Here is a 15,801-nt window from a genome sequence, read left to right on the forward strand (position 1 = left end):
ATTAAGTTGAAAGACAAGGTAAAGAAAATTACTATTTTATTAAATAAATGTTTATGAGTAGGTAACAAGGTTTGAAATAAGCAAGCCTTACCTCAGCTCGTAAGCATTTTGATGAAACATTTTTCATAGGAGGGCACAATGTTTTATACAGAGCGAAAATTGGAAAGAAGAATTGATGAATTAAGCAATTATCGATATAGAGATGTGATATCTTTTCAGGAGTTATATGTAAAAGAGGATGTCGAGAAATTAGTAAGACCAGAGGTACCAACAACCTTTGGCGATTTTAAGACAATGAATGTTGGTGAAACCTGGTCTGGCCGCGATTGTTATCTTTGGCTACATAAGGAAGTTACCGTACCTGCTGATTGGGATAAAAAAAGAGTGGTAGGTATTTTTGATTTCGGAAATACCGGAGCTGGTAATAATTCTGGTTTTGAATCCCTATTGTACCTAAATGAGCAACCCTATCAGGGAGTTGATGTAAATCATAAAGAAGTTTTTTTGAAGGAAGATTTGGTTGGTAAGAACGTAAACTTCACATTTCGTTTGTGGTCAGGACTTGAAGGCGGAGGAGTACCACATGCACAGGAGCACAAAATAAATCGTGCTGACTTAGCATATTTAGATGAGAAAACAGACGATTTATATTATTTATCTTTGATGATACTTGATACTTTAAAAAATCTTGATGAGAATAATGCCATTCGCAGCGAATTAAAAATTCATTTAGATAATGCCTTTAAATTAATTGACTGGTCTTATCCAAATAGCGAAGAGTTTTACCAGTCGGTGCACGAAGCGGATGATTACCTTAATGAGAAGATTGATGGTATGGATAAGAACTCTCTTGTCAATGTCAAATGCATAGGCCATACCCATATCGATGTGGCATGGTTATGGAGACTAAAGCATACAAGAGAAAAATGTGCACGTTCCTTCTCTACTGTTTTAAGATTGATGGAAGAGTATCCGGATTACATATTCCTGCAAACGCAGCCACAACTATACGAATACATCAAAAATGACTATCCTGAAATATACGAGGGTATTAAGAAGCGAATTGCCGATGGTCAATGGGAAGTTGATGGAGCCATGTGGGTGGAGGCGGATTGTAACTTAACAAGCGGAGAATCCTTAACCAGACAAATTCTTCTTGGCAGTAAATTTATCAAAGAGGAGTTCGGAAAGGATGTGGAATATCTATGGTTACCGGATGTATTCGGATATTCCTGGGCACTACCTCAAATTCTTAAAAAGTCCGGTATCGATATGTTCATGACAACGAAAATAAGCTGGAATCAATATAATCGTATGCCTCATGATACGTTTAATTGGCGCGGAATTGATGGAAGTGAAGTTCTGACACATTTTATTACTACGCCTGACCCATGGAGTGAACCCGGATCCTGGTTTTATACTTATAACGGTAAGCTTACACCAAAGACAGTAAAAGGCTCTTGGGATGCTTATAAGGATAAGGATATCAATAAGGATATTTTAATCGCCTATGGATATGGAGATGGTGGTGGCGGTGTAAATCGTGATATGCTGGAACAAAGAAGAAGACTTGATAAGATACCGGGATTACCAAACATAGAAACAAGTACTGCAAAAGACTATTTTAATACATTAAAGAAAACAGTTAAAAGCTCAGACCAATATGTTCATACTTGGGATGGGGAGCTATATATGGAATATCATCGTGGTACCTTTACCAGTCATGCTTACAATAAGAAAATGAATCGGAAAATGGAATTCTTATATCGTGAGACGGAGTGGCTGACCGTAATGGCAGCTATGCTATCAGGTTCTTTACACACAGCAAAACAAGAGGATTTAACAAACGGTTGGAAAATTCTATTAACCAACCAATTCCATGATATAATTCCTGGATCTTCGATTAAAGAAGTATATGATGATTGTGTTGTTGATTATAAGCAAGCAGAATCGATTGCAAATCACGTGAAAGAAGAAGCATTACAACTTCTTGTTCGTGAATCAAAGGATACTTATACAATACGAAACAACTCAAGCTGGCTAAGAAACGATTGTGTTGAAATACCATACGATGGCAGGAAGGGCAATTTTGTAGACGAAAAGGGTGAAAACTTAAAAGCTCAATTGGGTCCTCATAGCTGGATTGTTTATCTGCAAAATGTAGCGCCGATGGGATTTGCGAAAGTAAGATTTATAGAGGCTGCTAGGGAAGAAGAAGTCCTACCTTTTGAGTATTCTAATCATTGTATTGAGACACCTTTCTACTTGATTCAGTTAAACAAAGAGGGTCAGATTACATCGATTTATGATAAAGAAAATAAACGACAGGTAATTGCACCTGGAGAACGAGCAAATGTTCTTCAAGTTTTTGAAGATAAGCCTATGGATAATGATGCATGGGATATTGATATTTTCTATCAGGAAAAGATGAGAGAAGTAAGTGACCTAGAACACTTTGAGATAAAGGAAATAGGAACACTTAGAGCTGTATTCTCATTCCAATGGAAGTATATGAATTCTGTGATCAAACAAGATATGACCTTGTATGCATATAGCAGAAGAATTGATTTTGAAACCTATGTGGATTATCATGAAAAACGACAATTACTAAAGGTAGCCTTCCCGGTTGATATAAGATCTACCTATGCAACCTATGATATCCAATATGGTAATGTAAAACGACCAAATCATTGGAATACTAGTTGGGACCAAGCTAAGTTTGAGACTGTGGCTCACAAATGGGTAGATTTGTCCGAATATAATTATGGTGTAAGCTTACTGAATAATTGTAAGTATGGTCATGATGTAAAGGATAATTTACTTCGATTAACTTTGATTAAGACAGCGATGCATCCGGATTATTTACAAGACCAAGGCGAGCATTCTTTCACCTACTCTTTGTTACCTCATAAAGGTGATTTTGTGAAAGGAGAAACTGAGAAGGAAGCATTTGCACTCAATCAAAAATTAGAAGCGATTGCTGGCGAATGTGTTCTTCCTAATAATTATAGCTTTGTCTCCATCGATAATGAGTACATTACGATTGATGCAATGAAACAGTCAGAGGATAAAGAGTACTTAGTCGTACGCTTCCATGATTATAGTGGCTCAAAGAATATAGTTAAGTTACAGACTGGTTTTAAAGTAACAGAATGGGTTGAGGCTGATTTACGGGAAAGACCGATGGATGATACCCATTATGATTCGGATATCATTTTAGAAGTAAAACCATATGAAATTAAGACGATTTTAGCTAAGGGAATATTTTAACCTGGGAATATTCGCATTGATATGAATTAAGTATAGTTACGCAAAAAGAGAGTATTACTCTCTTTTTGCGTATAATCATAACAAGTGGAGCAGTAGACTGGTCCATTTTGTTTACAGTAAGGAAAAGTAGTAAAGAGCGCTTTTCCTTGTCTTCGTATAAGTGAATTTCTTATAAATCTTGTTGCTGAATCTATCCATAAAATGTAGAATGATATGGAAGGGAGGTTAATGTACGAACGTGAAAAATTTGAATCGAAACACAAGAAATATATATACGAGACTTATTATAACGTACATGTTAGTACTGATAGGTATCATTGTAGCTATGGAATTTTATATCATTGCTAATTTTCATAAAGAAGCGCGGTTTAATGATTTAGAGAATATGAAAAGTATGAACCAGGATGTGTATGAATACCTCGAAGAAACTGCTTCCATTGCAGAGGATATACACCATAGTCTATATCTAAACAGACAGCAACTACAAGATGTTATATGGTTATTAGATTTATCTTTAGAAGAATATTACAATAAAAAGTTAGGGTACTATACGGATAATAAAGGAGTTGATTTCATGGGAGTCAATTCATTTATGAGTGAGGCCATATCAAGATATTCTAATATAAAAAACATAGCATTAATAAGTATCAAGAATAGTGTCATGCATAAGTATGAGGTAGATGGTAGCTTAAGAAATGCTGTGTATGAATTGCAACGAGATATGCTTAATGAAAAAACGTTGGTTATTGATGACAGTATCATTTTCCAAAATATTATTCAAGATCCCAGCACCTTTAAAACAATAGGTTATATTCAAGTAGCATTTGATAAGAGTGGTTCTGCAAAATTTGAAAAGCGTTACAACAAAGTAAAAATGTTAGTATATTTGGACTCTGGCGATATCTTATATACTACAGAAAAAGAAAAATTTCAAGATGTTGATGTTGCATCAATTGTAGAAAAGGGCAATTTTGAGTCTTCCTACGGTGTTAAATACTATCGTCAGCATAAAAAGGATATTAATTATATTACCTATATTGATAACAAAGAATTCGGCATCATACCAATTGCTGATTACATCATGTTCGTCTTAGTGGGGCTTTTATTGTTGTTTATTGGCAGTAATATCGTTAATTGGCGTCTTAGAAAGCTTACCACAAGGTTGAATAAAATATTAGCCGGTATGGAAAAAGCTATGGAAGGTGATCTAAATATTCAGCTAGAAGTTGGGCATGAAGATGAGCTTGATATTATCTCTGAATATTTTAATGAAATGTGCTGTAATCTTGATTCTTATATACAGAAGAGCTACATCGCACAAATAGAACAAAAAACCGCGGAAATGCAGGCCTTGCAAAGCCAAATTAATCCTCACTTCTTATATAACACTCTAGAAGCTATTCGTATGCAAGCAATCTGTAATGATGATAAAGAAGTAGGAAAGATGCTGTATGGTCTGTCAGTGGTATTTCGAAGTCAAATAAAAGAGGATAACATAATCACATTAGCAAAGGAAGTTTATTACTGTAAAAAGTATGTAGAACTTTTTGAATTCAGATACAAAAATAAATTTAAATTTGAATTAAATTTTCCCGAAATTTACATACAGGTTCCAATCATAAAATTCATCATTCAGCCTATTATAGAAAATTATTTTGTTCATGGCATTAGACTAGAGGATGAAAATAATACATTAAGTATCAATATATATGAGGCTAAGAATGATTTAATCATTGAAATTAAAGATAATGGCAAGGGAATGGCGGAGGATCAAATACTTGATAAGCTAAATGAAATGAATCACGGGGGGAATAGCCAGGGGTCAATTGGTTTATTAAATGTTCATCGTCGTATGGTAGCTACTTACGGCAATGATTATGGTCTAGGAATTAGACAGAATAATCCAAATGGATTGATTGTAACAATAAAAATTCCATTTAGGGGGGAATCTAATGTATAAAGTATTAATTGCAGAAGATGAAGATATTATTCTTGCAGGTATTAATAAAATTATTGATTGGGATGAACTTGGGCTTGAGGTGGTATGGTTAGCACATAATGGACAAGAAGCTCTTTCTATGTTGGAAAAGGAAGCAGTTGACATTATTATTACCGATATCAACATGCCGGTGATGAGTGGTTTAGAATTTCTTTCTCAAATAAGAAGTGAAAATAAGCGAACTCGATTTATTATATTAAGTGGTTATGACGATTTTACATATGCACAGAAAGCAATTCCTCTTAGTGTAGAAAATTACATATTGAAACCAATTAACGAGGAAAAGCTGCATGATGTGCTAAATCAAACAGTACATAAATTGATTACGATTGATAATGAAAGCAAATATACGATTGCTTCTCAGCAGAAGTTATTAAAGTTTCTATCAGGGCAAATGAAAGAGGGTAAAGATACCTTTATCAAGGAAACAGGTCTCCGGATAGATAAACCTTTTGCCATTGTAGCTAATGTAAAATTGAAGCCAAGAGATAGAAACGGGAAGGAATTAGATGGAATTACTAGTTTTATCGGTAAAAAATTCATAGAATTAGATTTGCAGACTTTAATTTACGACAAGGATGAATTTCTTATTATCTTTCAAAGTAATCAGATGGATTATAATTACGCAAGAGACAGAATGGAAGAAGTGCAGTCTCAGATAGAGGCATTTTATGAGATCACAACCTTTATTACAATCAGTTCTATATTTCATGATTTAGATGGTATTTGCGGGGCTTTTCAAGAAACGAAAAAACTACAAAAGTACCTTATCATAGCTGGTTACGGCAATAGTATTGATAAGAGATATTGTAGTGGAAGAAAATCAACAGAGATTAGTCTGGATGAGAGCTTAATCGATAAGTTAATTTTAGCAAAAGATAGAACTGGAATCAGTAAATATATTGATGATTTATTTAGGAATCATATTGAAAAAGAAAAGATAACAAGTGATGCAGTATATCATTTAGCAATTAAACTGGCATTATCACTTCAACGTGTGGTCCGCGAATTCAAACTATCTTATGATAATAACATTAAGAATTTGGTAGAAGTAATTGAAGAGCTTTTCAAAGCGGACGACCTTTCTGATATCAAATCTATCTTTTTAATTGAAATCATGGAGATTATAGATTGCATCAATATAGGAGATTCGCAGTATACACCTGTAGTTAGACAAATCTTAAGCGATCTAGAAGAGTGTTATAAAGAAGATATTAATTTGAAAGTTCTAGCGCAAAAGTATTGTATGAATACTTCATATTTAGGTCAAATATTTCAGAAGGAGGTAGGGGTGCCTTTCTCTCAATATTTAACGAATATGAAGAATTCGAAAGCAAAAGATTTAATATTAAATACCAATCTAAAAATTAATGACATTGCTAAGGAAGTTGGTTATCCGGACGTAAGTTACTTCTATAGAAAATTCAAACAGTGCTACGGCACATCACCAGCTTCATTAAGAGAACTTAAACAATATTAGTACTTCCAATAAGTTGTTTAGTAATACTAGTTGAAAAGACATAAAAAGTAAAGTTATCAGGAGAGAGGTAGAATACGATGAAAGATAGCTTAAGGGTTATAATCTCAACACTAGGTATTATTTCAATAATTGTTATGATGATAGGATGTAGCCTCAGGAGTGAGGATGAAGTCTATACTCAGAATGAAGTCTCTAAACAAAATAAAGTTGTGGAACTAATATGGTATCAACTAGGTGCACCTCAAGAGGATGGTGATTTAGTTCTTAAAACAGTCAATGATTATATAAAGGATAAAATTGGGGTCATAATAAAAATTAAGTATATTGGATGGGTGGATTATAATCATAAAACACAGCTAGTTATCAATGCCGGAGAGCCTTTTGATTTAATGTTTACGAGTTCATGGGCGAATGATTTTTCACAGAATGCACAAAAAGGTGCTTTTTTGTCGTTGGATGATTTACTACCTGTATATGGAAAGGAGATGCTTCAGAATATTGACTTAAGGTTTTGGGAAGCCGCAGAGGTACATGGAAAGATTTATGCAGTACCGAGTGAAAAAGAGATTGTAAATATGCCAATGTGGACATTTACCAAAGAGTATGTTGACAAATATCAAATTCCGTATGAAAAGCTTCATACGTTAGAAGATTTAGAACCATGGTTAAAATTAATAAAAGAGAATGAACCAGATGTTATTCCGCTATATTTAACCAAAGATTTCTGCCCTCCGATTTATATGGATGAAATTATATATCCATTAGGCATTGAGTATTCCTATGATACGAATAATCTAATTGTTAGTAATTTGTTTGAAACAGAAACCATGAAATCAACCTTAAGAACACTTCGAGAGTATTATTTAAAAAAATATATTAATTGGAATGCAGCCACAATCTCAGATGATAAAACCGTGAAGCGCTTTGTAACGAAGGGTGATGGGCAGCCATATGCGGATCGAATTTGGTCAAGAAACCTTGGTTATGAAGTAGTGACAAGTACGATCATGGAAACAAAAATTTCTAATTATTCGGCACGTGGTGCCATGACAGCGATCTCAAGAACATCAAAGCACCCAGAAAAAGCAATCCAATTTTTAAATCTATTAAACACCGATGAGTATTTGCGTAATTTGATTAATTATGGAATAGAAGGTGTACATTACGATAAAGTAAATGCTAGTGATGATGAATTAAGAAGTGTCGAAGGTTCGGATCATGTTTATCCATTTAAAATTAGATATAATAATGACAATATGAAACGTTATGATGTTCCTTATTGGGTGCAAGGTGGTCTATTTAATACTTATGTTCCTGAGGGAGAACCTCTTGATAAATGGCAGAAGTTCAGAGAATTAAATAAGAATGCAGAGACAGCACCAACGTTCGGCTTTGATTTTGATTCAGATGCTGTGAGCTCTCAAATAGAGAAAATTAAAAGCGTAATGAATGAATTTGTTCCGCCACTTTATACCGGTAGTGTAGAACCGGATGATATTTTACCTAAATTGCAACAAAAACTAAAAGAAAATGGAATAGATAAAATACAAGAAGAGATTCAAATTCAATTAGATGAATGGAAGATGAACGGACAATAGGCTTTTCATATTTCATGTGGAAATGCCAAGGCTATGGATTCCAAAGTAGCTATCAATAATCAAAAAACAACAAGAATATCGCTTGTTTTCATATTTTGAAATGATTATGATGGTATTATAAAGGAGCGATACCATATGCAATTTAATATGAGACATAAAATGAAGTTATTGAAGTCCGGCTCAAAAGTAGATCTTTTTTTGGAACGACAACTTGGCAGTAAGCTGTTTACATATAAAAAGATTTTTACTATGTTAATTCCACTGATATTGGATTCATTCTTCATAAATGTAATCATTTTACTGACAACTGCTATGATTAGTTCTTCCAGTCAAGAATCTGTTTCAGCAGTTAGTATGATAAACCCATTGTCTCTGATAATGTGGTCTATTTTTAGTGCAATTTCCGTGGGCGGTACAGTAATTGTTGCACAGTATAAGGGGAGTGGTAATGAAGCAAAAATCCGAGAAGCTGCAGGGCAGGTCATGCTGGCAACATTTTTGGTGGCGATTGCTTCTTGCATAATACTGGTAGCATTTTCAGACGTACTGGTGCGGCGGATGTTTGGTGCGGCTGATCCAATTGTTATCAATAAAGCACGTGGTTATCTTATTGGTGTAGCCATATCACAGATATTTCTTTCTGTTTATATGGGGGCATTTGCGATATTTCGTGGCATGGGTGCGACAAAGATATGTTTGTGGTTAACGATTATTATTAATGTGATACATTTGTTAGCAAGCATGTTGTTTTTGAATGTTATGCATCTTGATATCTTTGGAACAACGCTTTCGCTTAATATAGCACGACTCATTGGTAGTGTGGTAGCAGTCTGGTTATTAATGTATCCCAAGAGTATATTACGAATCTATCCTCGTAATATTTTTAGAATCAACAGACCGATTTTAAATTCGGTGTTCAAACTTGGAATTCCATTTGCACTTGAGCAAGTATTTTTTAACGCTGGGAGCATGATAGTACAAACCTACATCGTGAGCCTAGGTACAATATACATAGCAGCAAATGCCATTGCAAATTCAGCATTTTCTATTCTATATTCTGCAGGACTTGGTGTGGGTACATTAGCGACTACCATTGTGGGACAATGCATAGGTGCTGATGACGATTCATTAGCACGACATTACGGTATGATAATGGTTAGGCTTGGAACTGTAATCTCAATAGTTTCAATCATTGTACTATTTCCGTTGATGCCGATAATATTAAATTTGTATCAGGCACCGGAAGAAACGCTTTCTATAATTAATAAACTATTGCTTATCGCTATAATCCCTATGCCGTTTTTTTGGTCATATTCCTATGTAATGCCATGTGTACTTCGATCAACTGGGGATGCAACGTTTAGTTCATTGGTTTCTCTGATTACTATGTGGAGTGTCCGTGTAGGTCTTGGTTATATATTTACAATCAAACTTGGCTTTGGTGTACAAGGCGTTTGGATCTGCATGGGATTTGAATGGGTGGTACGGGCTCTGATTTTTTATTTACGATATCGATCGGGTGTATGGTTGTTAAAAAAAGTGATAAAATGAAAAAAATATCTTACTTAAAGGGATGTTCTGATCCATGCACTACAAAACTGTTTTGCAGATACGCTGGAAGGATATCATTTAGTAGAGATGCGTTTCTATATTATGACAGATTTACAGGAAATATCATGACAGGAGAATAATAATGCAGTATGAAGCAAAAAAGCCAGAGGAATATTTGGATTTACTGGAGAATGATTGGAGAAAAGAGAGGTTATTAGATATCAGACGTATAATTTTGGAATATGCTCCTGAGCTGGTAGAAAGCATTCATTATAAAATGTTAAGCTATGGCAATGAGTTAATAAAAGTCTTTTATTTGAATGCACAAAAATCTTATGTTAGTTTATATGTAGGTACAATAGAAAAAGTAGAGAATTCAGATATATTACTGGAGAAATTTAGTTACGGAAAAGGCTGTATTCGTATAAAAAAATCCATTGATATTTCAAATACCGGACTGGAAACTTTTATCAAACAGACGATTGATATATGGAGAGCAGGCGGTGACACATCATGTTACTAACCTGCACGAAGTTCTCCAATAATGACAGATAATGGGAAATGATGGGCTTACAGCGATCATTTTGGACAGATTAAGTTGATATAAAAAGCAGAAAGTTATACTATTATAGTATAGATAGTATCACTTTCACACAACGAAAAGTGTAAGCTAGTACCTAGGATTGATGATAAGAATAGGAGGGTATAGTGTTGAGGAAACTACAAATCATTTTATTATTATTGCTTCTGATTACATTATCTGCGTGTTCAAGCAAACATAAGTCAGGTAACAACTATTATTTATCAATTACGATTCCTAGGGAGGATGAAAATTCCTCTGTAGAAAGTGGCATCTCTATTAGTAGTTATACTTACGACTTAAGCACAGGGGAAATGGAGGAAACCGATACAACGATTGATTACACCTCTCAATATGCGTTAGGTGTTTATAGCAAAGAACATAATAGCATCTATTATTCGGAAAGAGTCTATAATGAAGCAGGGAATTATGGAGATGAATTATTCTCTTATAATTTAGATTCAAAAGAGACAAAACAGCTAACAACGAGTCTATTTGCCATCAATGATATTATTCCTACTACGGATAAAATTTATTTGATAGCAAAAAAACGACGGACAAGAGAATTGCATATCATGTATTATTCTCTTACAGAAAACAAGTTAATAGAACCGAATTTAGATTCAGATTTCAATTTTGCTTTAATTTCCTATGATGCTGTTAGTGATTCCTTGTTTGGTGTTGCTTTTTTAAAAAGCGAGGATGAGAAAGCAATGGATATAGCGAATACAAATCAGACGACGTTTATTCCTCCAGACTATTATATTTACGATTTTAGTAAGGATTTTTTAAATCCATCCTTGATAGTAAAGACAGATAAAAAGTTAATCCGAAGATTTTGCTACTCTAATGAGTATGGACTATTTTTTACTGAGGCAGATCGATCCATCAATGATGATAATGTTGAATACGCTAGCTATACATGGGATATCAAAGACCAGAAATTAAAACCTGAAAAAAATATTGATGAGTTAATGTATATCGGAGATACCCTTTGTGCCTATCAAGATGCACTTTATTTTCGAGGAGTTGGTTCAGATGATACCTGGGGAATCTATCAATACAATAGAAAGACAGAAGAAGTGAAACGTATTTTTTCTCCAGAAGAAGGGTTTATGAATGGATTCGTAATGCTATCTGAGTAATAATATTTTAGAAGATAATTAAATTGATTGCTGGCTCAAATTATTCTATGTATTTAGTGATAAATGATTTGTTCTAATCAATAATAAAATTTTGACATAATCTAAGAGAAAGACAAAGGTCATTGGGACGATTTTGTTAGGGGAGAACTAAAATGTTGAGAATTATTAAAAAAATATCGATTTTAATCTTTTGTTGTTTAATCATATTTTTTGTGATTGCAGTAATATATCATCATATCATGCTAAAAATTGAAAAGGATAAAATAACGCATGTTGGAACATCGGTTGAAGTTGATGGTTATAACATGAATGTATATGTTGAAGGTAAGAAATCAGATACGGAGGCTACAATCGTATTGTTATCCGGATCAGGTGTGGCTTCTCCTATATTTGATTACAAAATACTTCTATTGTAGAAAAAATAAAGGAATTTATGAAAAACTAGTAATTACTTCGTTCTTCTCTACCGCTACTACATGATATGAATGACTGCATTTGGGGAAAAAAATGATGATAAGGTCTTACCATATTTAAGAGGTATCTTTTTTTGTATCCTTAAGGCATGTGAAACCCACAATTTTTTCTGAAAAAGAAAAACAGATAAAATATAAATAGTTCGCTCTAAGCTAAACAAAAGCTTAAGGCGGACTTATTTTTATATATAAATAAAAATGAGATATCATGAACTACCTTTGACTTTAAAACGTACAAAATCAATACTTATAAATCGCACAATTGGCAAATTGAAAAAGAAATAATGGACGATAAGAGGGTATATTATCTAATGAATTATAGCAGAATACTAATAATTTAGTTGGAAACAATATCCTTGGAGGTGTTTACATTATGATATCACGTAAATCAGTCATAACTTTCGGTATGGTAGCGATCCCGATTGGGATGTACACGACCACAACGGACAATGACATCCGTTTCAATCAGCTTCATAAAGAAGATAATAGCCGTATTCGATATAAGAAGACCTGTGCACACTGTGGTAAGGAGGTTAAAACGGAGGACATTGTAAAGGGCTACGAGTATGATGATGACAAGTATGTTGTCATCACAGATGAGGAGATTGAAAAAATCAAGACAGAAAAAGAAAAATCCATTCAGATTCTACACTTCGCACAATTAAACCAGATTTCCCCCGTTTACTATGAAAAAACCTATCAGGCTGTACCTGAGACAGGGGGTGAAAAAGCCTTCGAGTTGCTCCGCTCCGCACTGATGGCAGAACAGAAAATAGCTATAGGTAAGACTGTTATGGGTACAAAGGACACACTAATGGCGATTATCCCTCGGGAGGATGGTATCCTTATTTCCACGATGTTTTATGCTGATGACATCAAAGCGATTCAAAAACAGTATACGAAGCCTGAGGTAAACGAACAGGAGTTTAATATGGCTAAATTGTTGATCAACTCCATGGATACACCTTTTGATCCATCGAAATATAAAGATGAATATCAGGAGAGACTGCGCTCCCTTATTGAGACAAAAATTTCTGGTAAGGAGATTGTCGCCGCAGAACCAGAAAGTGCCGGTAAAGTAATTGACCTCATGGAAGCTCTCAAAGCCAGTGTGGAGAAAGCACAGAAAGACAAGGAAACGGCGTGATTTTATGACTACAAAACTAAATGAGTACAACCAAAAAAGGAACTTTGAAAGAACCTTAGAGCCGGAAGGAAAAACAGAAGATTCTGAAGAAAGTCTAAGATTTGTCATCCAGCACCATATGGCCCGTAAAGAGCACTATGATTTTCGACTGGAATGGAATGAAGTTCTTTTGAGTTGGGCAGTACCTAAGGGACCATCTTTTGATACACATGATAAGAGGCTCGCCGTACAGGTGGAAGACCATCCTCTGGAATATAGGAACTTTGAGGGAACTATTCCAAAAGGGGAGTACGGCGGTGGAGTAGTCATGCTCTGGGATGAAGGCTTTTGGGAACCTCAAGGAAATGTCGAGGAAGGACTCCGTGAAGGCATGCTGAAATTTGTTCTGAAAGGAAAGCGGCTTAAGGGAAAGTGGGCCTTGGTCCGGCTGAAAGCAAAGGCCAGTGAAGCAAAGGATAACTGGCTTTTACTGAAAGAAAAAGATGAGTATGTTAAAAATACGGATGGGATATCCGAATTTATCACCAGTATCAGAACTGGACGCACCATGAAGGAAATCGAAGAAGGGGAAGAAGAAAAAATCATGAGAAACCCCTTCCATATGGTGGATGCTCAGCTCGCCAAATTAGTTAATACGGTCCCTGAGGGTGAGGACTGGCTCTATGAGTTGAAATATGATGGCTATCGAATTATTGCGTTTGTGGAAGGAAACAGTGTACGTCTAATCACCAGAAATGGTAATGACTATATGAGGCGGTTTCATGATGTTGCCACTTCGCTTATTGACCTTGCTGCTGGAAGGGCGATGGTACTGGATGGAGAAATGGTAGTTACAGACCCATCGGGCAAAACAGATTTCCAGGCTCTGCAAAACTATATGAAGAATCCCAAGGGCCAAAATCTAACGTATATTGTTTTTGATCTTCTTGCACTTAATGGTGCGGATCTTCGAGGACAACCTTTGATTCATAGAAAAGAAATGCTTGAAGCTTTGATGAAGGATGCCCCTAAAAACCTCTACTATAGTCGATATGTTAGAGGGAACGGAAAGGAAAGCTTTGCGGTAGCCTGTGCGTCAGATATGGAAGGAATCGTAGGTAAAAAAGCCGATTCCATCTACAGCGGAACCAGGAATGGTGACTGGATTAAACTCAAATGTGATAAAAGACAGGAATTTGTCATTGGAGGATATACACTTTCCGACAAAAAGGTATGGGGAATAAGTTCTCTTCTCCTTGGCGTCTATGAAGGTGAGGAATTGGTCTTTGCCGGACGTGCCGGTACTGGGCTAAGTGAGTCTGATATGAAAACTCTTGAGGAAAAATTTGAGAACATAAAGAGGATGGCCCCGGTTTTTAAAACTGCACCTAGTCCTAAGTCTAATGAAAAGATTACATGGCTTGAGCCAAAGCTGGTTGCGGAAATCAAATTTGCTGAATGGACGAAAGACAATCTATTAAGACAGGCAAGCTTTAAAGGTATACGAACAGATAAGGATCCTATGGATATAAAAAGGGAAAAGCCGGAGGAGGAAATACAGTCCCAATCCTCTGAAAAAGAAGTGGAGAAACCAATGGGAGTAAATGCAAACAGTATTATTATCGAAGGAATTAAAATTTCCAATCCGGATAAAGTGATGTTTGATGACCCTGTAATCACAAAGTTAGATGTGGTTCAGTATTATGAAAAGGTTTCGGAGCTTATGCTGCCGTATGTGAGTCACAGGGTTCTCAGCATTGTACGCTGTCCCAAAGGAGTTTCACAGACATGCTTTTATAAGAAGCATCCCGGTGCGGGAAGCAAAGGGATTATTACAATTCCCATTACTACCAGCAGTGGGGAGACAGAAGATTACTTCTATATTGAGAATATTTCAGGGCTTATCTCTGAAGTGCAGATGGGTACACTAGAATTTCATACCTGGGGAAGCCGTATCGATGAGCTTGAAAAGCCTGATGTGATGGTATTTGATTTGGATCCGGATGAAGGAATGGATCTAAGCCAGGTCCGCCAGGGAGTACTGGATGTTAGAAGTATTCTTAACGAACTTTGTTTGAACTCGTATCTCAAGACCAGTGGCGGCAAAGGATATCATGTAGTAGTCCCTTTAAAACCGGTTGTTAATTGGAATGTGTTTAACGATTTTGCAAGGCGGGTTGCCGAAGTTATGGAGAAGAAGTGGCCTGACAGATACACAAGTAATGTCAGAAAGGCTAAGCGTACAGATAAGATATTTATTGATTGGATTCGAAATGGTAGAGGCGCTACAAGTGTCGCTCCCTATTCCGTAAGGGCGAGGAAAGGTGCAAGGGTTTCCATGCCTATTGCATGGGAGGAACTTGACACAGTTGCTCCCGACGGCATCACTATGGCGGATGCACTTTTGAGGTTAAACGGCAAAGACCCTTGGAAAGATTTTTTCCAGAATAATCAGATGCTTAAATAACATCTCTTTATAGTAAGTAATATCTTAATCATGATTATACAGGATAATTCAAAGGCATCAAGATAGCAATATTTTGATGTCTTTGTTTTTTGACTTTTCGATAGTTCAAAAG

General features: G+C 35.5%; 10 protein-coding genes. All 10 read left to right on the forward strand.

Features of this window, described 5'->3' with window-relative positions; translation table 11 throughout:
• The first annotated feature begins 138 nt into the window (after positions 1 to 138).
• The 10 genes from CPHY_RS08920 to ligD all read left to right on the forward strand — a co-directional run bounded on the left by CPHY_RS08920 (position 139) and on the right by ligD (position 15,689).
• Positions 139 to 3,270 (forward strand): alpha-mannosidase, encoded by a 3,132-nt coding sequence (locus tag CPHY_RS08920; RefSeq protein ID WP_012199746.1) that lies wholly within the window; start codon positions 139 to 141, stop codon positions 3,268 to 3,270.
• 238 nt (positions 3,271 to 3,508) lie between these two features.
• Positions 3,509 to 5,230 carry a sensor histidine kinase gene (locus CPHY_RS20765; protein ID WP_012199747.1) on the forward strand — a complete coding sequence of 574 codons (1,722 nt, stop codon included), beginning with the start codon at positions 3,509 to 3,511 and terminating at the stop codon, positions 5,228 to 5,230.
• A complete protein-coding gene (locus CPHY_RS08930; RefSeq protein WP_012199748.1) occupies positions 5,223 to 6,749 on the forward strand; it encodes a response regulator transcription factor in 1,527 nt (508 codons plus the stop codon). The genes CPHY_RS20765 and CPHY_RS08930 overlap by 8 nt, the downstream gene beginning before the upstream one ends.
• A 77-nt stretch (positions 6,750 to 6,826) precedes the next feature.
• A complete protein-coding gene (locus CPHY_RS08935) occupies positions 6,827 to 8,347 on the forward strand; it encodes an ABC transporter substrate-binding protein (RefSeq protein WP_012199749.1) in 1,521 nt (506 codons plus the stop codon).
• Positions 8,348 to 8,506: 159 nt separating this feature from the next.
• Positions 8,507 to 9,898 carry an MATE family efflux transporter gene (locus tag CPHY_RS08940; RefSeq protein ID WP_157668688.1) on the forward strand — a complete coding sequence of 464 codons (1,392 nt, stop codon included), beginning with the start codon at positions 8,507 to 8,509 and terminating at the stop codon, positions 9,896 to 9,898.
• Between the two features lie 142 nt (positions 9,899 to 10,040).
• Entirely contained in the window at positions 10,041 to 10,421 is a 381-nt protein-coding gene (locus tag CPHY_RS08945) for an iron chaperone (protein ID WP_012199751.1), read from the forward strand.
• A gap of 188 nt (positions 10,422 to 10,609) precedes the next feature.
• Positions 10,610 to 11,623: a hypothetical protein gene (locus CPHY_RS08950; protein ID WP_157668690.1), complete on the forward strand. Its 1,014-nt coding sequence runs from the start codon at positions 10,610 to 10,612 to the stop codon at positions 11,621 to 11,623.
• Between the two features lie 152 nt (positions 11,624 to 11,775).
• On the forward strand, positions 11,776 to 12,039 hold the full coding sequence (locus CPHY_RS08955) for a hypothetical protein (RefSeq protein ID WP_012199753.1): 264 nt from the start codon (positions 11,776 to 11,778) through the stop codon (positions 12,037 to 12,039).
• Between the two features lie 430 nt (positions 12,040 to 12,469).
• Complete coding sequence (ku, locus tag CPHY_RS08960) at positions 12,470 to 13,243, forward strand: non-homologous end joining protein Ku (RefSeq protein WP_012199754.1); 774 nt, start codon at positions 12,470 to 12,472, stop codon at positions 13,241 to 13,243.
• 4 nt (positions 13,244 to 13,247) lie between these two features.
• Positions 13,248 to 15,689, forward strand: a complete 2,442-nt coding sequence (gene ligD, locus CPHY_RS08965) for a DNA ligase D (protein ID WP_012199755.1) — start codon at positions 13,248 to 13,250, stop codon at positions 15,687 to 15,689.
• Positions 15,690 to 15,801: the final 112 nt, after the last annotated feature.

Source organism: Lachnoclostridium phytofermentans ISDg (assembly GCF_000018685.1).
Classification (GTDB): Bacteria; Bacillota; Clostridia; order Lachnospirales; family Lachnospiraceae; genus Lachnoclostridium; species Lachnoclostridium phytofermentans.